Origin of the sequence: Kitasatospora sp. NPDC059803, assembly GCF_042732255.1 — a bacterium.
GTDB lineage: Bacteria > Actinomycetota > Actinomycetes > Streptomycetales > Streptomycetaceae > Kitasatospora.
This window is the reverse complement of the sequence record NZ_JBHWIJ010000004.1, coordinates 24,723-43,779: the sequence shown is the minus strand read 5'-3', so window position 1 is coordinate 43,779 and position 19,057 is coordinate 24,723. Positions and strand designations below refer to the sequence as shown.

Below are 19,057 nucleotides of genomic sequence, written 5' to 3'. Positions count from 1 at the left end.
GGTCAGACAAGGTTCTGACCTGCGGAAACGCCTGGAGAGGGGTCGGCTGCGACACCCCTGGGACTCCCGATGTGGAATGAGAGTGCGCTGGGTTCGATCTCCGCAGGAGTTCTGTGTAGTGCCGGCGGCTCGGGCAGCGCCGCCTCGTTCTTCTGATCCTGTCCCTACCGTCTACGCGGCATGAGTCCGGCTTCGAAGGCGACGATCGCCAGGTGGACGCGGTCCCGGGCTTCGAGCTTGGCGAACAGGCGCGCGACATGCGTCTTCGCGGTCGCCGCGCTGATCACCAGCCGCTCGGCTATCTCAGTGTTCGACAGTCCCTGTCCGACCAGTGCCAGCACCTCGCGCTCCCGGTCGGTGATCCCCGCGAGGAGACGTGGGTCCGCAGCGGGCTCGGCGTCCGGTTCGGGGGCCGCGGGGCGGGACGTCCCGGCGAAGTCCGCGATCAGCCGTCGGGTCACGCTCGGTGCGATCAGCGCGTCGCCCGCGGCCACCACGCGGATCGCTCCCAGGATCGCGTCCAGGGCCATGCTCTTGAGCAGGAATCCGCTGGCCCCGGCGCGCAGTGCGCCGTAGACGTACTCGTCGTCGTCGAAGGTCGTCAGCACCAAGACCTTGGGCGGGTCCGGTTCGGCGGTCGCCTGCCGGGTCGCCTCGATCCCGTCCATATCCGGCATCCGGATGTCCATCACCACGACGTCCGGCCGCAGTTCACGCACCAGGCGCACCGCCTCGCGGCCGTCGCCGGCCTGGCCGACCACCTCCAGGTCGTCGGTGTCGCCGATCAGGATCCCGAGCCCGACCAGCATCAGCGGCTGGTCGTCGACCAGCAGCACCCGCACGCTCATGCCGGGAGCCTCGCAGCCACCCGGAATCCGCCCTCCGAACGCCGGCCCGCGCTGAACTGGCCGGACAGCAACGTCACCCGCTCGCGCATGCCGAGCAGGCCGAAGCCGCTGCCGCCGGCCCCCGCCGTGAACCTCGGACGGCCCGGCCCGCCGAGACCGTCGTCCCCGTCGTCCACCACCTCGATCGTCACCCCTTCCGGCTCGTAACCGACCGCGACCCGGCACGTCCGCGCACCGGAATGCCGCACCACGTTCGTCACCGACTCCTGGACGATCCGGAACGCCGACAGTTCGATCTCCGGCGGCAGTGGACGCCGCTCGCCCCGCCAGGTCACATGGACCCGCACCCCGGCGCCGGCCGTGCGTTCGGCGAGCTGCGGGACGTCGGCCAGGCTGCTGGCCGGCGCCAGCGGAGCGGCCTGCGGCATGGCGTCATCCGGCTCGGCGCGGCGGAGCGCCCCGAGCATGCGCTGCAGCTCCAGCAGCGTCTCCCGGCTGGTGGTCTCGATGCCGGTCAGCGCCTGCCGCGTCTGCTCGGGCTTGGTCTCCACGACCCGCGCCGCCGCTCCCGACAGCACCGTGATGATCCCGATGCTGTGCGCGACGCTGTCGTGCAGCTCCCGGGCGATCCGCAGCCGCTCGGCCAAGACGACGCGGGCCGCGGTCTGCTCCTGCAGGGCTTCGAGGTATTCACGGCGTTTGCGATACACGCCCCCGAAGACCCACGCGACCGCGAACCACAACGCGAACCCCCCGGCCCACTGGACCGCGTCGCTGACGGACTGCTCGCGGGTGTGGATGTCGTTGACGAGCGCGGCCGCGACGCCCGCGACGGAGCCGACGGCGGCAGCCTTCGGCCGCCGGACGGCGAGGTACCCGCCCAAGCCGACGAGCAGGACGAACACGATCGAGGGCCGCGCGCCGAAGGCGTCGCCGAGGACTGTTTCGCCCAGGACCGCCGCGAAGACCGCCGCCGGCAGGCGGCGCACCAGCAGAACCGGCAGGGCGAGCACGATGTACAGACCGATCATCTGGGCGGGCTCGAGGTCGGGGAACCGGAACAGGCCGTTCTCAGGGGTCGGCATCGTCAAGGGGAGCATCAGCGCGTACAAGCAGGCAGTGGCCAGTACCACGGCCTGTGACGTCAGCCAGGTCACGCGCTTCGATGTCGAGAGACGCTGGAGAAGCTGTTCCATACGGAGATCGTATTCAGTGGCATCGGCTCTGCGCGTCGCCCCGGGGATGTACGCCGGATACGCCCCCGGGCCGATGACCTGGGAAGAGGTGACATCCGCCGGCCGACGCGGTGGATCGTGGTCCGTTCCTAGGTTCATGGTCATGACGAATGCACCGATGATCGACCTCCGCGACGCGACGAAGAAGTACGACGACGGCCCGCCCGCACTGGCCGGCGTCACCTTGTCCGTGGCGGCTGGTGAGTGCGTGGCGATCCTCGGCCATTCCGGCAGTGGCAAGTCCACGCTGCTGAACCTGATCGCGGGTCTGGACAAGCCTTCCAGTGGCACCGTGACCGTCGACGGCACCCGCGTCGACCAGCTCGGCGAGGCCGGTTCGGCGAAGTACCGCCGGGCCTCCATCGGCATGATCTTCCAGTTCTTCAACCTGCTGGACGACCTGACCGTATTGGACAACGTCATGGTTCCGGCGCAGCTGGCCGGGATGGGCAAGCGCGAAGCGCAGCGGCGGGCCGTCGAGCTGCTCGGCTCGCTGGACATCGACCGGCATGTCAATGCCTATCCGCAGCGGCTGTCCGGCGGGCAACGGCAGCGGGTGGCGGTGGCCAGGGCCCTGATGAACGAGCCGGCGCTGCTGCTGGCCGATGAGCCGACCGGCGCCCTGGACTCGAGCTCGGCCGAGGACGTGCGCCAGCTGCTGCTGGAGCTGAACAGCGATGGCCAGACCATCCTGCTGGTCACCCACGACGTGCAGTTGGCCGCGAGCACCGCGCGCCGCACGATCGAGTTGGTGGACGGCGCGGTCGAGCGGGACGTGGTCAACACCGCCGGCGGCGCCACCGTCAACAGCTCGGCGGGAGCGGTCCGGTGAGCGCCCTGGGCAAGGTCGTACGTTCCGGCGTGGGCCGCCGTCGGGTCCAGTCCATCGTCATGGCCCTGACCACGTTCGCCGCGGTGACGTCCTCAGTACTCTCCCTCGGTCTGCTGACTGTCGTACAGGCCCCGTTCGAGCACGCTTTCAGTGCCCGGAACGGGGCGCACCTGGCGGTCCAGTTCGACAGTTCGAAGGTCACGGCCGCGCAGGCCACCGCCACCGCGCACGCCGCCGGCGTCACCGAGGCGGCCGGGCCGTACCCGGTCGCCGCCGCCCTGGACACAACCATCGGCACGGACTGCCCCAAGAACGATTTCGCCGGTACCGACAACCATCCGATCACCGTCACCACCCGGCCCGACCTGGGCAGCACCTCCGGGATGGACCAACTGGCGCTGACCCAGGGGCGCTGGCCGACGAGCCCGGACGAGATCGCCCTGCCGTGGCAGCACTATGCCACCGACTGCTTCGGCAGTTCAGTGGTGTTCTCCTCCCTGCCGGGCAAGCCGTCGTTCAAGGTCGTCGGCTTCGGCGGCTCGGTGACCGACAGCGCGACCGCCTTCGCCACCGCCGACGGTTTCGCGCGGCTCACCGCCGCCGGTGCCAAGTCCGACGAGCAGATGCTCTACCGGTTCGCCGAGGCCGGGACCGCCACCGACATCGCCACCGACAAGCAGGCGGTGGCCGCCGCCGCGCCGGCCGGTGCGGTCGAGGGCGGACAGTCGTACCTGACCACGGAGCAGCAGGCGACCGGCAACGCCAAGGCCTACGTGCCGTTCCTGATCGGCTTCGGGATCCTCGGGCTGTTCATGTCGGTGCTGATCATCTCGATCGTGGTCAGCGGGGCTGTGGCCTCGGGAATCCGGCGCATCGGGATTCTGAAGTCGTTGGGCTTCACCCCTTCGCAGGTGGCCCGCGCCTACACCGCGCAGGCCATGATCCCGGCGACACTCGGCGTGGTGCTCGGCACGGTTTTCGGCAACCTCCTGGCTGTGCCGATCCTGGACGGGGCCACCAAGCAGCTCGGCGCGGCCCGTACCACGATTCCGTTGTGGGTCAGCGCCGTGGTGTCGCTGGGCACCCTGCTGACCGTCGGCGTCACAGCTTTGATCCCGGCACTGCGAGCCGGCCGGATGTCGACGGTGCGGGCCCTGGTGGTCGGCCGCGCCCCCAAGGCCGGAGGCGGTCAGGCGGCGCAGCGTCTGGCCTCGCGGCTGCCGCTGCCCCGGGCCATGTCGCTGGGGCTGGCCCAGCCGTTCGCCCGGCCGGCCCGGGCCGTCCTGGTCGGTACGGCGGTGCTGTTCGGCGTGGTGAGTGCCACATTCGCGGTGGGGCTGGGGACCGGGTTCAACAAGTACCTGGACGCCAGCACCTCAGGCTTCAACGTCGCGTCGGAGATCGCGATACCCACAGCCGACGTGGGCGTGCCCTGGGGTCTCTACGGCCCCAACGACCCGCGCACCCCGCACCTGGACGCCGCCAAGGTGGCCGCCGCGCTCGCCGGAATCCCGGGCACGAAGGCCGCGTTCGGCTGGGGCGAAAGCGGCGCCGCCATGGTCGGCGCTCCGCCCGGCGGCGAACCGCCGAAGGTGTTCACGGTCACCGGCGACTTCTCCTGGACGCACCTGGAGCTGGTGTCCGGCCGCTGGTACTCGGCGCCCGGCGAGGCCGTGGTCGGCGACAAGCTGGCCACGACGGCGGGAATCCACGTCGGTGACGACGTCACCGTGACGCAGCAGAACAAGCAACTGCCGCTGAAGGTCGTCGGCATCAACTTCGACACCAACCAGGGCGACTACACCGTCATGACGGATGCGGCCACCTTCACCGCCGCCGGTCTGCCCCCGCACATCGACCAGTTCAACGTCGAGCTGACCGACAACGTCAACGGATCGGACTGGTCCACCTCGGCCGCCGCCGCGCTGACCCCGCTGAACGCCTCGGTCCAGTCGAACTCGAGCTCGGGCAAAAACATCGTGGTGCTCACCATGAGCGCCCTGGTGGCCACGCTCACGCTGATGATGACCGCGGTCGCCGCGCTCGGGGTGCTGAGCATGGTGGTGCAGGACACCCGGGAGCGGGTCCATGACCTGGGGATCCTCAAGGCCCTCGGGATGACACCCAAGCAGACCATCGCGATGGTCCTGACCTCGGTGACACTCATCGGCCTGATCGCCGGGCTGATCGGGGTCCCGCTCGGGGTCGCGGTGGAGAAGGCGACGCTGAACCCGATGGGGAACGCGATCGGCCGGCACCTGCCGCCGAGCGTGACCCACACCTACACCGCCGGGCTGCTCATCCCCCTGCTGGCCGGCGGGATCGTGATCGCCCTGCTCGGGGCACTGCTGCCGGCCGGCTGGGCGGCCCGGTCGCGGACCGCCACCGCGCTGCGGACCGAGTAGGACCGAGCAGGACCGAGCAGAGCCGCTGGTCGCCGCGGCAAGAACGCCGATGCCGACCTCCCCGGTCGATACCCTCGGGAGGTCGGCATTCCGGCGTTCACCCTCAACACAGAGGCACTGGATGACGCGGCGCATACGAGCCGGTTCGAAGTTCGGTAGCACTGCGTAGCGCCCTGCAGCGACCAGCCAACGCGATCCCTCGTCACTGCTCCGCACTTCTCGACTCATCTCATCCGTCGAAGCCCCCGCGTGTGCACTGGCTGTGAAATGATCTTCCATGCGACCATCATTTGCGCAGGTCAGAGGCATGTTCGATCAGAACTACGACCTCTAAGTCGCGGTTGTCGATCCAAACCCCCGTCGCCCTCGCCACAGAGGGCGGCGGGGGTTCGGGTTGGCGGCCACGCGGGACATCCGGGCGGACCGGACACCCGGTCCGCCCGTGTCCGACGCACTCCGCAGTTCCCGCCCAGCCCGGCCGACGCGACGCGGCCGGGCCGTGTCGTGTCGTGTCGTGTCGTGTCGTGTCGTGTCGTGTCGGGCTATTCGAGGTCGACGAACAGCTCGGCCTCGAAGGCCCGGTGAGCCATCGGGCAGACCGGCTTCCAGAACCGGTCCAGCCGCACCTCCCCGGACGGGTTCGGGGTCGGCTCCGGCGCCGGGCGCGGCCGACGGGGACGCCGGGGCGGCACCGTCGCCGTGGGCGGCCGGCGGTCCGCCGGCCGGGTGTTGACGTTGTGCCCGATGCGCTTGCGCTGCGTCCGAATCATGGCGTTCTCCTTGATCACGTGTTGCGTCCTCCAATGCGCCGACGCGCCCCCGGGCATTCGATTCCGCGCCAGTCGGGCAAATGTCCGAACATACGGCGCCGATCGCTCCGACATTCGACACGGGAACCAGCCGGGTGAGGTGAGTGCAGCGTGACAGAAGGGCCGCGGGTTGCCAACCCACAGGAGTTAACTGAACGTTAATCGCCGATCGGCGGCCCGTGGCATGCTTTCCGGTGTCGGCCGAACCGGCCGGCCGCGGAGGGTCGCGAAAGGGGGCGACAAGCATGGATTTTCACATCTTGGGGCGGGTGGAAGTCCTCCAGGGGGAAACCCCGGTGAGGATGCAGCACAAAACCCTGCAGTTCCTCGCCGCCCTGTTGCTGGCGCCCGGCCAGTGCGCCTCTCACTCGGAGATCACGAACTGCGTCTGGCCGGGCGAGAATTCGAACGCGGTCCGAATTCGCCAGTATTCACACAAGTTGCGGCATGCCATTCCGGACATCTCCGTCGAGAACGGTGACGGGTTCTGCCGGATTCAGGTGGACACCCATCGGATCGATTACCTGCGTTCCCAGGGACACGTGGACCGGGCAGCCGACGCGCCGGACCCGTCGGTCCGGCTCACGGAGCTCAGGTCAGCACTCGGGGAGTGGCGGGGAGTACCCCTGGAAGGCCTTCCCGGCCCTGGATTCGCCCGGAGCCGGGAAGCTCTCCTGGCCCAGCTCCGGGACACCACCTCCGGCTGCGTCCGGGCCGAGCTGGAGTGCGGGCAGTACGGTGCCGCGCTCCGTCGCGTCCACGAGGCGCGTGAGCGCTGGCCGGCCAGCGAGACGCTGCTCGAACTGAACGTTCGGATCCTGGAGGCCCAGGGCCGGCCGGACGAGGTCGAGCCGCTGCTGACCGCCTGGGAGCGGCGGTTCGGACGGTCCACCGTGCACCTGCTGCTCGCCCCCGAAGCGACGTACGAGCCGCCGCGCGCGCGGTCCGTGCCCCGCCAGCTTCCGCCCCAGCCGCCCGACCTGGTCGGCCGGGACGCCCAGGTCGACCAGGTCAGCAGCACCCTGCTGGGCCGGACGAGAGGCCGCTCCAGGATCGCAGTGGTCTCCGGTATGCCCGGGATCGGCAAGACGCTCCTGGCGGTCAGGACGGCGGGCGAGGTCCAGCAGTACTTCCCCGACGGCACCCTCTACGTCGACCTCGGCGGCTTCTCGTCGCGGGAGCCTGAGCGCTACGAGCATCTGCTCGCCAGGTTCCTCAACGACCTCGGCGTGCGGCCGACCACCTCCACGCGGGACGGCATGCTCGCCGCCTACCGCACCACGCTCGCGGACCGGGCCGTCCTGCTGATCCTGGACAACGCCCTCGACGAGCAGCACGTTCAGCGTCTCCTGCCGGGGCCGGGAAGCAGCGCCGCGATCGTCACCAGCCGCCGCCAGCTGCACAGCCTGTGGGTCAACGAGGGTGCCGACATCGTCAACCTCACTCCGCTGAACCGGCCCGCCGCAGTCGAACTGCTGCGGATCCAGCTCGGCGAACAGCGGATGAAGCTGGCCACCCCGTTCGTCGAGGACTTCGTCCAGTACTGCGCGGGGATGCCCCTGGCGCTGGCGATCACCGCCGCGCAGATCCTCAGGCGCCCGGCACAGGCGCTCGGGGACGTCAGCCGCGGCCTCCGCGAGGAGAGCACCCGGCTGCACCAACTCGACCTGGGCACGGAGGAGACGAGCGTCCGGCTGATGTTCGAGACCTCGTTCAAACTCCTGCCCTCGAAGGCGCAGCACCTCTTCTGGCAGCTGGCAGTGCACCCGGGCCCCACCATCAGTTGGACCACCGTACGTGCGCTCCGGCCGGACGACCCGGTCGGCACCAGCGACGCGTTCGACGAGATCGTGAGCATGAGCCTGGTGTCCGAGATCTCCGACTCCCGCTACGCCCTACACGACCTGATCCGGGTCTACGCCGGCGATCTGGCCGCGCGGCGGAGCGAGTCCGAGCGGGCCGAAGTGGCGGAACGGATCCTGGAGTTCCTGCTGCAGAACGCCGCGGCCTGCGACCGCCTACTGGACTCTGCCCGGGACCTACCGATCGGCGAGCCGCGCGGAATCCGCGTCGACGTCCCGACGGATACCGCCGGGGCGATGGCCTGGTTCGAGGCCGAGTACTCGACGCTCACGGCCGTGATCGGGACGGCCGAGGCCCGCCGACTCGACCGCTACACCTGGCTGCTGCCGATGGTGCTGGTCCCTTTCCAATGGCGCTCCGGCCGCAACCTGGACATCCTCCGCCATCTGACCGGCGCCCTCGAAGCGGCCCGACGGGTCGCGGCACCGGCAGACGTCGCCATGGTCCACCGGATGCTCGGCGGCACCCATCGTCGCCTCGGGGACCTCGCCCGGGCGACTCGTGAACTGCGCAGCGCGGTACGCCTGAGCGAGGAGAACGGAGATGTCCGCGGCGCCGCCCTCGGCCACCACACGCTCGGGGTCATGCTGCGTGAGAACGGCGCGCCGGGCGAGGCGCTCGAACACCTCACCCTGGCACTGACCGCGTTCGGGGAGCTCGACGACATCCTCGGTCAGGGCGCGGCGCTGAGCGGCATCGGCGTCGCCCACTACGACCTCCGGCGGTACAGCGTCGGCTTGGACTACTGCCGGCGGTCGTTGACCCTGCTGGGCAGCACGGACGATGTCAACGGCCAGGCGTACGCGTTGTTCAGCCTGGGCCGGATCCAGGTGGCACTCGGCGACCACCGGATCGCCGTCACCGACTTCGTCCGCGCGGTGCGGCTGTACCGGTCGCTGACCTACCCGAGCCGGGAGGCCAGGACCCTCGTCTGGCTCGCCGACACCCTCGTCCTTGCCGGTCGGCCCCTGATGGCGGCCCAGGCGGTCGCCCAGGCCCGGTCCCTGTTGGTCAGGCTCGGCGAGAGCGATCCCGACTCGGCCGTCGAACGCCTGAGGTCCCAGCTGTGACGGCCGGACGGCCGGGGTCCGCCCGGTGGCTCAGGTCCGCCACAGGCCGCGACGGTAGTAGGCGGTCGGATCGGGCTCCGCCGCCTTCGGAGACGGGGCCGATCCGAACGCTGGCAGCATCGGCCGCAGGTAGCCGGGCAGCTCGTCCACCACCGTCGGGCGTTCGCGCGGGTCGAGGGAGACCATGGCAAGCCCCAGGCTCCGGAGGTCGTCGGGCATCACGGCTCGAAGGCCGGCCGGGAACGCCCGTTCGGTGCCGTCGAACGGGTACTCCACGTCGGCGTACGGCAGCTCGCCGGTGACCATCTGGAACAGCAGGGCGCCGAGGGCGAAAACGTCGACCCGAGGGGTGAGCACCGCGTCCGGCAGGTACTGCTCAGGCGATGCGTACCTCTTGCTCCCACACGGCAGCTCCCGGCTGTCGCCCGATACTGCGGAAATCCCCACGTCCAGCAGCCGCACGCAGCCGTCGAACTGGATCATCACGTTCTTGGGCGTGACGTCACAGTGGACGTACCCCTTCGCGTGCAGTCGGCCGAGGATGTCGCAGAGCTGCCCGATGACCGAGACCGCTGCCAGCACGGGAACCGGCTCGTGCTCCTCGATCCACTGGGCGACCGTGACGCCGTCAACCAGTTCCATGACCAGGAATCTCCGGCCACTTCGACCGATTTCGCCCCAGTCGAAGACCTTGGGGATTCCCCGGATCTCCAAGATGTCCAGCATCCGATTGCATTCCTGGTCCATGAGATTGCTGTAATGGCCGTAGTCGGTAGTCAGGTCGAACGTCCGAGCGGTCTGCAATTTGATCGCCACCTCCCGCCCGACCGCAATATCCCGACCGACGAAGATCTCACCCATACCTCCCTTGCCGAGCTCTCGGATCACCTTGTAGCGGCCTTTACGCCCATTGAGCATTGCCCCAAGAACCAACGCACTCGCTCCATACGGAAGAGAAAGCGCCCCGGCCGGCTCGGCCGAACACCGGGGCCCAGAAAAGTGAGGTCAGTATGACAGCCGGTTGGCCGCCCGAAGGACTGGTCGGTGATTCCTCCGCCGTCCGGATAAGTCTCGGCATGTTCGGCCCGGAGCAATACCGCTGCCCGGCGTCCGACGTGTTCAAGGCCCGCGGACTCCGTGCCCGTGAACGGCCCCGGTGGAAGCCCGAGGCCCTGGAGGCGTTCACCAACGGCCCGTTCATGGCGGCGGCCGACGAACTCGAACGGACGGTGGACGAGCCGCCGCCGAGCGCACCGCGTCGCGGCCAGCCGCGTCCGGTGCACGACGGCGTTCGGCAGTGGACCGAACACGCGCTGCGCATGTACCGCGAGGCGTTCCCGGACGACTCCGGACTCCGCCCCGCCCGCGCGCCGTGGGTCTACCGGCACCAGGGGCCGGCGCCGGACGGCCCGAACGGCGTGGAGTACCGGATCACCGCCTGGGGCCGGTACTTCGAGTCTCCCGACGCTCGACTGCGTGAGCTGCGGCTGCCCGTCAACCGGCTTCGGGACCGCACCGATGCCGAACGCGCCGTGGCCGCCCTCGTCGCGGCGGAGGGAACGTCCGACCCGCGGGTCGAGCAGGTCAGGGTCGTCCAGTTCGCGCTCTCCGACGGGCGGGCGCAGAGTGTCTTCGAGGGCACCCGGCTGGAGGCTGTAGCGGCTCACCGGGCCCACGGGGCGCCGGCCGTACGGGCGTTGCTCGACGGCCGCGAGTACCGGCCCGGCTCGGCCTGCGCCTCGTGCGCCGTCGCCCCGGCCTGCCCCTCCCTCCGGCGCGCGGGCGGCCTGCTCGGCGTCTCGGACCGGAGCCGGCCGCGCCGCACCTGGTCCTCGACCACCGGCCGGGCGCACCGCAGCTGTCCGGCCCGCGGCTACCTGCGCGGCCTGCGGCTTCCGGTCGACGGCAACCGGGAGCGGGGCGCCGCCGCCGAGCGCGGACGGGCGATCCACGCCTTCCTCGCGGAGCGGCACGGGCAACGGCCGCACGCCCCGTGCCGAACCGAGATCCCGGACGACTGGGTGCCCGAGGGCTACCGGCTCCCGGACGAGGAGCGCCGGCTCGGAGCCCGGCTGCTGCGCCATCACGCCGAGGTCTGCCCGCTGCGCATCGCCGGGCCGCAGTCGCGGGTCGAGGTCGAGCCCAAGCTCGCGTTCGACGACACAGCGGCCGACCTCGTCGTCCTGACGGAGCCCGATCTGCTGTACCAGGAGAGGAACGGGGCCTGGGTCTGGCGGGAGACGAAGACCTCCGGCAGCGACCGCACCTGCCGCGATCCGTTGGCCTCGTACCCCCAACTCGCCCTGGCCCTCAGGATCATCGGCGCCGGCGCACTCGCCGACGGGCAGGCGGGGCAGGCCGGCGGCCGGGTCGAACTGGAGGTTCTCCAGCCAGGCGGCGTCGACCTCCACACCCTCGATCCGTTCGACCCCCGAACCCGCGCCGCCGCCGAGGCGGCGGTGCGCGAGCAGGTGGCGGGCTGGCACTCCGAGGACCTGTTCGCGGCCGTCCCCGGCCCGGACTGCGCGGGCTGCGAGATGGCCCGGTGGTGCTCGGCACGGCAGCCCCGACAGGCCGCTCCGGAGGCCACACCGTGACCGTGGACGGGTCCTCGGACACCGAACTGCTCGCCGCGGTGGCACGAGGGGTGATCGACCTGACGACCACCCAGCCGTCGACGTTCCGACTGCCGTACCCGCCGAGCCTCCAACTCGCCCTGGACCGCGTGGTCCTGGACGCGATCATCCGTCGCGCACCGGCGCCCCGCAGCGTGCCGGAGCTACTGCGCTGGTGCCGCGGACGGGCACCTGAGGAGTGGATGACCCTCCCCCGCGACTTCCTCACCCCCGGCGCCCGCCTGATCCACCGTGCGGCAGGCGAGCCGACGCGGACCTGCGCCGAGCTGGCCTCGCTGGGCGCTCTCGGCGTAGTGGAACAGGAGGCGGAATCCCTCATGGCCCGGCTCGCCGACAACTGCGGCAGCCCCGCCAGGTTCACGCAGTGCCGTGATTTCCTGATCCGCAAACCGGTCGTCCTGCGGTTCGACCCGGTGGAGATGCTGCAGCCGTCCCGGGCGCAGGCCTGGCGACTGGTCAAGGACTTCTACGGCCCGGTGCCCAGCCACCTCCCGGCCGACGGACTGGTGCACTGCTGTTCCGGGTGCGGCCTGCTCGCCAAGGCCGAGACGGCGGACGGCCCCTGGTGCGAGGGCGGCTGCGCCCCCGATGAGCGCAAGCTCGAAGTCTCGCACCAGCCCGGCCAGGCGCTGGTTCTGCCCTTGGCGTTGCGGCTCTTCGTCGCCCTCCCGGGCCGCACCGAACTGGCGGTCCGCTCCCGCCTCGGGGACCGTACCGGCCCGTTCGCGGCAGGGCTCGGCGTCCACCAGATCCCGGGCCGCAACGGGGCGTTGCGGGCCTACCAGGTCCACGACCGGGAGCAGCCGGGGCCGGCTGCGCTGCGGGCGGCCGAGGTGGCCGCCGGACTCGGCGGACAACTGGACGTCGTCGTACCGGACAGCCGGGCGGCGAGCCCGGCGTACCGGCGGGCTTTCGACCAGGCGCTGCCGGTCGGCGCACGGGTGCGCCTGATGTCCGTCAGCGAGTTCACCGCACGCGAGTCGACCGATGGAATGCGGAGGGGTCATGCGTAGCACCGCTCAGTCCCTGACCGAGGTGGTCAACCAACTGTCGGACGCATCCGACGGGTTGCATCCGCCGCGACTGCAGTCCCTGTGCGAGATCGAGATCGGGCTCCACCTCCAGGAGAGGTTCGTGCCCGGCGCGCCGGCCGCGGACGCCTGGGCCCTGTTCAGCGGCTATCCGTTCGCCCGAGCCTGGGGAGCGGTCGATCCGGCCGGGGAACGGACTCTCCGCACCGCCCGGCACACCCTGTGGACCTGGGGACGCCGACTGGCCTGGACCGAAGCGCTGGAGGAGTACCAGCGACTCGACCGCCAGCTGCGCGCCTACGAGGTCACGGATCCGGACCGTCCGGCCGTCCGCCGCCCCTCGCTGTCCGTGGCACCGGACCGCTGGGAGGTCTACGACCGGCTCCTCCGGGCGGCCCCGGTGTTCGCCGGACGGCCCCTGTCGGTCGCCGGCCCCGGTCGGCACGCCTTCCCGATCGGCCGCCACCTGACCAGCGTCCGGCTCCCGGCCTCCAGCCCGCCTCCCCCGGTGCGCCACGACCTGGCGGCGCCACCGGCCAACAACGGCGAACCGCTCACCTTCGAGTGGTGCGAACTGCTCGACACGGCAGCCTTCATGGACGCCCGGCTGTCCGAGAACTGGGTCGGCCGCCTGACAGCCGTCCGCCTCTTCACTCGCCGGAACGGGCGCTTCCGGCGTTCCGAGAGCTTCGAAGTGGCCCGGCTCCAGCACCTGTTGGGCATCGTCGGCGCCGGTAAGAGCACCCTGCGGGACGTCCTGGCGGTACACCTGGCTCGCCGCGGCCTCCGGGTCACCGTGGTCGTCGGGGACGTGGCCGAGCAGCTCAGGCTGGTCCGGCTGTACAACACGTACGTGCCCGACACGGCCGCCCCCGTGATCGGGGCCTCCAGCCGCCAACAGCACGCCGAACGACTGCACCGGCGCCTGGTCGGCAGCGGTCGGCGCAACCTGCTCGCCCACGACGACCCCGGGTTCAACTACCTCAGCACCTCGTGCGCGGTGAACGCGCTGCGCTACGAGGACGGACAACTCGCCGACGACCTCCTGGACTTCACCGAGGCCCCGTGCACCCGGCTGCAGGCACCCAACCGCCGGCGCGACGCCCGCGACGATTCGTGGAGCCGACAACCACTGGCCTGCCCGTTCTGGTCCGGCTGCCCCCGCCACCACGGCGCCCGGGAACTCGTCGGCGCGACCGTCTGGGTCGCCACCATCGCCAGCCTGATCGACTCGGCGGTGCCGCACCCGCAGAACCACGAACGGATCCGCTACCTCGAACTCGCGTGCCGTCGCAGCGACCTGGTGATCGTCGACGAGGCGGACCGGGTGCAGATGCAGCTCGACAGGATGTTCGCCCCGGCCATCCCCCTGATCGCCGACAGGCCCGACAGCCGGTCCTTCCTCTACGACGTCAACCAGCACCGGCTCCGGGAACTGGCGGGCGCCGGCCAGATCCAGCTGTCCAACCGTGATGTGGAGAACTGGTCCGCCGCCGTCAACACCACCCAGACCGCCGCCGACCGACTGGTCGCCATGCTGGTCAGCAACCACGGCCTGCGCACCTGGGTCAGGATCGGGTACTTCAGCGCGTGGACCCTCCAACTCCGCCTGTTGGAGGAGCGGTACCCGCTCCCGGAGGACCGTGACGACACGCCCGCCGACACCGCGGAGCCAGTGGCGGAGCACCCGCACAGGGAGCCCCGGCGGAAGCTCACCGAGGTCCTGGACGCATTCCGGGACAACCCCTTCGGCGACCGGCGGCCGCCCACCCCGGAGGGCGCGCAGCTCACCAGCCTGCTCGGCGAGCTCCTGCACACCACCTACCGCACGAACACCCGGACCCGACTGAAGGAGGTGCTCTGCCAAGTTTTCGACCTCGATCCCCTGTTGGAGCCCACGGCGGCCGGCCGCGAGCGCTACGAGCGGCTGTGCAGGCGGGCGAGCGGCGAGCCGGACGAAGCCGAGGAGAACACCGGCCGCGGCCGGGCGGCGACCAGGCGCAGGCGGAAGGACCGGCTGCCGCCGAACCCGCAGGACTGGCTCGAACTGATGTTGAACCGATTCGAATTCACACTCCTGCTGAGCGCGCTGGAGCCCCGGCTCGCCCTGGTCAACGCGATGTGGCCGCGCGTCGCGGCGGCCCTCAACCTGGGGTTCAACGAGATGTACCGCCGGCCGCTGGACTACGGGCCGATGGTGCCCGAGGCCCCGATGGGCAACGTCATCGGCTTCCAGTTCCTGATGGACGGCCCCGACCCGGGCGGGGTCCGCAGCGGGGAGCTCCGCTTCTTCCGGTGCAGCGGGGTCGGCCGGGAACTGCTCCGGGTGATGCCCGACCTGCCGACGGTGGACGGCCGCCCCGGCACCAACGTGTTACTGATGTCGGGCAGCAGCTGGGCCGGCCGCTCCAGCCGCTACCACATCCAGGTGCCGATCGGCGCCATCATCGAGCCGGATCCCCGGGAGCTGGACCGGATCGCCGAACAGAGTGAGTTCCGTTTCGAGTTCATCCGCGAGGATTGCGGGTGCCGGTCCCGCTGCCGATGCGAGTTCGCCAACGAGGCGCAGCGGCTCTCCGGCGAGCCGCTCGACCAGCGGGCGGACGTGCTGCGCCGGATGGTCACCGTCCTCGGCAGGAACGACCACGGATCGAGTCGACTCCAGGAGGAACTGAAGCTCCTCCCGGAGAGCCGCCGACACATCCTCCTCCTGGTCGGGAGCTACGAGGAGGCCGCGGTGGTGGCGGACACCCTGCACGCCCTCAACAAACGCTGGAAGGGCCGGGTGTGGCGCCTCGCCGCCGACGACGATCCGGGCGCCGGCACCTGGGCGGAGGACGACGAGAACCACGCGCCCGTCCTGCGCAGGGGCGACGTCGAGACGCTCTCCAGGACCAAGGCCGAGATCCTGGTGGCCCCCCTGCTGGCGGTCGAGCGGGGGCACAACATCCTCGATGTCGACAAGCAGCACGCGGCCATCGGGTCCGTCTACTTCCTCGCCCGGCCCAATCCGCGCCCCGACGACCTCGCCCTGGCCGTACACGCGATCAACGACTGGATCGTCCGGGCCGTCGGGAACGGGGAGTTCGACGGCTGGGTGCGGAGCGAGTCCACTCCGGGCCGCGGCGCCCGCAAGGTCCGGGACCAGGCCCGCTCCCGGTGGTACGCCGTCCTCGCCCGGAGCCTGGCCTGGAGCCGCCTGGGCGACGACGACCGTCTCCAGGTCACCTGGGACCTCCTGGTGCTCATCTGGCAAGTGATCGGCCGTTCCGTCCGGGGCGCGGTCCCGACCCGGGTGGCCTTCGTCGACGCCGCCTTCGCGCCCAACCTGGCCGCCGGCCGACCGGCCGACGAACCGGACACCCCGCGGACCAGCCTCCTGCACAGCATCCACGCCGTCCTCAAGCCCTACTTCAGCCCGGGCGCCGCCGTCCCCGAGGCCGACCGCCACATCGTCCAGGCGCTCTACCGGCCGCTGTGGACGGCTCTCGACCGCTGCCTGAGCACCCTCGACAACGAGAGGAACACCGCATGTACCAGCTGATCAGCACGACCGCGTACGAGCCGGACCCGCACACCGGCCCCTGGATCGAGCCCTACCGGATGATCGGATTCCCCGACGAGTGGCGGGAGGAGTTCCTCGGGCTCTACCGTCGACGCTGGCGTCGGCGGGAGCAGCCCGTCGGCCTTCCGGTCCGCAAGCTCAACGAGCTGCTGCGCGCCACGGCCCCGGGGCTGATCGCCACCGGCCGGGGAGCCGGCGGCAGCGCCGAGGTGCCCTGGTTCTACGCCTCCCAGGACATGCCCGCCAAGCTGGTCGGCCCCCTGCTGGCCTCCTGGGTGATGACCCTGCCGCCGCTCGACGACACCGACGCCGAACGCGCGACCGACCACCGGGCGGCCCTGGACCGGGCTCTGGCGCTGATCGACGAGCACAGCCCGCAGTGGCGGCACGAGTCCGTGGACCTCACCGCCGCCCGGCTCACCGACGGTGGCACCGCCCAGCCCGACCGCAGGCTCTACCACCTGCTGCCCGAGCAGATCGGGGCCAGGCTCGCCGCCCGCCCGCTGCGTCTGGGCGGCGTCGACCTGTCCTTCCGGCTGGTCACCCGGGAGCAGGGCGTCGAGCTGGTGAGCTGGCCGCCGCGCCAGTACACCCGCGGGAAGCGCATCTGGCACTACTCGGCGCTGGTGACCGTCACCGTGCAGACGGTGCCGTTCGCCTCGCGCTTCCGCGTGCACGTCGACTACGGGATCCGCCGCTGGGTGAGCGGATCACAGGTCTGGCTGCCCCCCGGCCGCGGCGCCACCGTCCTGCTCGACACCCCGCTGCCCTGGCCCGGCGACCACGGCCCGCGCCAGCGCCTCACCGCCAACAAGCTGGCCTTCAACCGCCGCCTCGGCATGCCCGCCTGGCGCCGGCACAGCCTCGTCGAGCTGCTGCCCGAACTCGACGTTCTGCGCGCCTACCCGAAGCCGGCCGAGCTGATCGCCGATCCGGCGGACTGGCTCGAAGGCCGGGACGGGGTGGCCGCCGGCGTCGTGCACAGCACCGCGATGGGCAAGCACGGCATCGGCACCGGGCTCATGCCGCTCGAACGGTCGCTCGTCGACCAGTGGGTCGAGGAGGGCCTCGCACCGGTGTTCCGCCGAGCGGCCGGTCTGGAGCGCGCGCACCGCAAGCCCGCGCCCGTACTCCTGCCCAGCACACCGGCGAAGGACGCGCAGGTGCGGGACGAGCGTGCGCAGCGGCGCTTCCGGGCCCGGCGTGGCGCGGTGCACTCGGCACTCGACGGCCGTCCGCTGCTGGTGGACGTCCTGTGGCAGACGGAGGAGACCCGGGACGAGCTCGTCGCCGCGCTCCGCGAGTGGCTCGGGCTCCCGGCAGGCTCCGGCCCGGTGGACGACGGTCAGGAGTGGCAGGTCGGCGACCTGCACGTCGTGCTGCGGGCCCGCCCACTCGGGAGCCTGGGGGCCGGGCTGGAGCTCGACGACGGGCCCGGCCGGTCCCGCTCCCAGGTACTGTCCGCCGCCATCCGGGAGCGCGCGGCCCGCACGGCGGACTTCCTCGGCTCCGGGATCGATCCGGTCGGGCTGGCGCTGGTGGAGACACTCGGCCCGGAACGGTTCCCCACTTCCGACTCCGATCCCAAGTCGGCGTTGCGTCACGGCTGCGCCGCCGCCCGCCGGGTCAGCCAGTTCATCGTCGTCCCGGAGGACTCGGAGGCCGCCGTCGCCCTGCGCGCCCGATCCGCACTGGCCGACGGGATGCGCCAGCTCGGTGCCGTGGTTCCGCCGGACCAGCGGCTGGACGAGGAGCTGGCGGACGACCTCCAGTACCTGGCGCTCTGGCAGGTCCGGCGGCAGGCCGACGGGCCGACCCGCAGGGCCAGCCGGCACCTGGTCGCCCTGCGCATCCGCCCGCGCGACCCGGTGCACCCGGTGCGCGGCTGGGACGACACCATCAAGGCGTGGGTGCCGTACGCAGACTTCCTGATCAGTCTCACGGCGGACAGTGCCGAGGTGGACCCCGCCCGGTCGGGCCGGAGCGCCCCGACCACCGACGAGCGGCGCGACGAGGTCGAGCGTCGGATCAGGTCGCTGCTCTTCCAGGTGCGCGACCGGCCGACCTTGCTGCTGGCGAACAGCGGCAACCTGCGCGAGACCTGGCCTGGCTTGAACAACGGGCAGTTGGAGAAGGACATGCTGGCCTTCCACGGCCAGTCGCCGGTGCGCGTCGCCCTGCACGGCGCTGACCTGCGGATCGTCCTGCTGCGCGACACGAACAACCGGGGCGAGACCCCCCAGTGGTACGCGCCCGCCGCGACCGAGAAGGAGCCGCCGGGCTTCTCCGCCGGCCTGTGGGCGCCCCGGGACGCGGACCCCGATCACCGGGTGTTCCTCAGCACCGTCGGCAAGCCGCCCACCGCGGGCACCGTACGACGCGACCTCCGCAAGTTGGTCCCGGACCAGAAGTGGCCGAACGGGCCCGCGGCCACCGCCTGGAACCCGCAGGCGCTGGAGCTCACGGTACTGGGCTGTCTCTCCCCGGTTGCCCTCGCGGCGGCCGAGCGCACCGACACCGCTGCGGACCGGCCGGCCGTGGTCGCGGCCGCCGCCCACCAGCTGCGCTTCCACGACGAGTACCACCCGCTCGCCCGGCCGCTCCCGCTCCACCTGGCGAAGCTGGCCGAGGAGTACGTCCTGCCGCTCGCGCCGCTTCCCGCGGCCGAGCGGACCACTGAGCAGACCCCCGAGTAGCGGTGCGCGGGTGGAGGCCCCGGCCCCGACCTGCGGGGCCTCCACCGCCCTGACCTCGCACCACGCC

The 19,057-nt window shown here is 71.4% G+C and carries 11 protein-coding genes; 7 read left to right on the top strand and 4 right to left on the bottom strand.

Annotated features, from left to right (window positions below):
- Nucleotides 1-164: 164 nt before the first annotated feature.
- Both ACFV6I_RS01365 and ACFV6I_RS01360 read right to left on the bottom strand, forming a co-directional pair.
- Nucleotides 165-848: a response regulator gene (locus ACFV6I_RS01365; RefSeq protein ID WP_380423223.1), complete on the bottom strand. Its 684-nt coding sequence runs from the start codon at nt 846-848 to the stop codon at nt 165-167.
- Nucleotides 845-2,044: a sensor histidine kinase gene (locus ACFV6I_RS01360; protein ID WP_380374657.1), complete on the bottom strand. Its 1,200-nt coding sequence runs from the start codon at nt 2,042-2,044 to the stop codon at nt 845-847. Before ACFV6I_RS01360 ends, ACFV6I_RS01365 begins: the two co-directional genes overlap by 4 nt.
- 142 nt (nt 2,045-2,186) lie before the next feature.
- On the opposite strand from ACFV6I_RS01360, the gene ACFV6I_RS01355 reads away from it, so the two are divergent.
- Both ACFV6I_RS01355 and ACFV6I_RS01350 read left to right on the top strand, forming a co-directional pair.
- The gene (locus ACFV6I_RS01355; protein WP_363372124.1) at nt 2,187-2,915 is read left to right on the top strand and encodes an ABC transporter ATP-binding protein; all 729 of its coding nucleotides are present in this window, start codon (nt 2,187-2,189) and stop codon (nt 2,913-2,915) included.
- A 59-nt stretch (nt 2,916-2,974) separates the two neighbouring features.
- The gene (locus tag ACFV6I_RS01350; protein WP_380423222.1) at nt 2,975-5,320 is read left to right on the top strand and encodes an ABC transporter permease; all 2,346 of its coding nucleotides are present in this window, start codon (nt 2,975-2,977) and stop codon (nt 5,318-5,320) included.
- Nucleotides 5,321-5,862: 542 nt separating this feature from the next.
- Here ACFV6I_RS01350 and ACFV6I_RS01345 read toward each other — a convergent pair.
- On the bottom strand, nt 5,863-6,090 hold the full coding sequence (locus ACFV6I_RS01345; RefSeq protein ID WP_380336610.1) for a hypothetical protein: 228 nt from the start codon (nt 6,088-6,090) through the stop codon (nt 5,863-5,865).
- A 284-nt stretch (nt 6,091-6,374) separates the two neighbouring features.
- Between ACFV6I_RS01345 and ACFV6I_RS01340 the strand changes: the two genes are divergently transcribed.
- Nucleotides 6,375-9,062 carry an ATP-binding protein gene (locus ACFV6I_RS01340; protein ID WP_380423221.1) on the top strand — a complete coding sequence of 896 codons (2,688 nt, stop codon included), beginning with the start codon at nt 6,375-6,377 and terminating at the stop codon, nt 9,060-9,062.
- A gap of 30 nt (nt 9,063-9,092) precedes the next feature.
- Here the strand turns inward: ACFV6I_RS01340 and ACFV6I_RS01335 are convergent, their stop codons facing one another.
- On the bottom strand, nt 9,093-9,980 hold the full coding sequence (locus tag ACFV6I_RS01335; protein ID WP_380336660.1) for a serine/threonine protein kinase: 888 nt from the start codon (nt 9,978-9,980) through the stop codon (nt 9,093-9,095).
- Nucleotides 9,981-10,072: 92 nt separating this feature from the next.
- Between ACFV6I_RS01335 and ACFV6I_RS01330 the strand changes: the two genes are divergently transcribed.
- From ACFV6I_RS01330 to ACFV6I_RS01315, 4 genes are read left to right on the top strand one after another with little or no spacing between them, the layout of a single operon-like run.
- Nucleotides 10,073-11,659: a PD-(D/E)XK nuclease family protein gene (locus tag ACFV6I_RS01330; RefSeq protein ID WP_380336615.1), complete on the top strand. Its 1,587-nt coding sequence runs from the start codon at nt 10,073-10,075 to the stop codon at nt 11,657-11,659.
- A complete protein-coding gene (locus tag ACFV6I_RS01325) occupies nt 11,656-12,711 on the top strand; it encodes a hypothetical protein (protein ID WP_380423220.1) in 1,056 nt (351 codons plus the stop codon). The genes ACFV6I_RS01330 and ACFV6I_RS01325 overlap by 4 nt, the downstream gene beginning before the upstream one ends.
- On the top strand, nt 12,704-16,273 hold the full coding sequence (locus tag ACFV6I_RS01320; protein WP_380423219.1) for a hypothetical protein: 3,570 nt from the start codon (nt 12,704-12,706) through the stop codon (nt 16,271-16,273). The genes ACFV6I_RS01325 and ACFV6I_RS01320 overlap by 8 nt, the downstream gene beginning before the upstream one ends.
- Entirely contained in the window at nt 16,261-18,990 is a 2,730-nt protein-coding gene (locus tag ACFV6I_RS01315) for a pPIWI_RE module domain-containing protein (RefSeq protein ID WP_380423218.1), read from the top strand. The genes ACFV6I_RS01320 and ACFV6I_RS01315 overlap by 13 nt, the downstream gene beginning before the upstream one ends.
- Nucleotides 18,991-19,057: the final 67 nt, after the last annotated feature.

Excerpts from the sequence above, each read along its gene's own strand:
- ACFV6I_RS01320 (WP_380423219.1), top strand. The coding sequence starts at position 12,704 with ATGCGTAGCACCGCTCAGTCCCTGACCGAGGTGGTCAACCAACTGTCG.
- ACFV6I_RS01330 (WP_380336615.1), top strand. The coding sequence starts at position 10,073 with ATGACAGCCGGTTGGCCGCCCGAAGGACTGGTCGGTGATTCCTCCGCC.
- ACFV6I_RS01340 (WP_380423221.1), top strand. The coding sequence starts at position 6,375 with ATGGATTTTCACATCTTGGGGCGGGTGGAAGTCCTCCAGGGGGAAACC.
- ACFV6I_RS01315 (WP_380423218.1), top strand. The coding sequence starts at position 16,261 with ATGTACCAGCTGATCAGCACGACCGCGTACGAGCCGGACCCGCACACC.
- ACFV6I_RS01360 (WP_380374657.1), bottom strand. The coding sequence starts at position 2,044 with ATGGAACAGCTTCTCCAGCGTCTCTCGACATCGAAGCGCGTGACCTGG.
- ACFV6I_RS01365 (WP_380423223.1), bottom strand. The coding sequence starts at position 848 with ATGAGCGTGCGGGTGCTGCTGGTCGACGACCAGCCGCTGATGCTGGTC.
- ACFV6I_RS01355 (WP_363372124.1), top strand. The coding sequence starts at position 2,187 with ATGACGAATGCACCGATGATCGACCTCCGCGACGCGACGAAGAAGTAC.
- ACFV6I_RS01350 (WP_380423222.1), top strand. The coding sequence starts at position 2,975 with ATGGCCCTGACCACGTTCGCCGCGGTGACGTCCTCAGTACTCTCCCTC.
- ACFV6I_RS01345 (WP_380336610.1), bottom strand. The coding sequence starts at position 6,090 with ATGATTCGGACGCAGCGCAAGCGCATCGGGCACAACGTCAACACCCGG.
- ACFV6I_RS01335 (WP_380336660.1), bottom strand. The coding sequence starts at position 9,980 with ATGCTCAATGGGCGTAAAGGCCGCTACAAGGTGATCCGAGAGCTCGGC.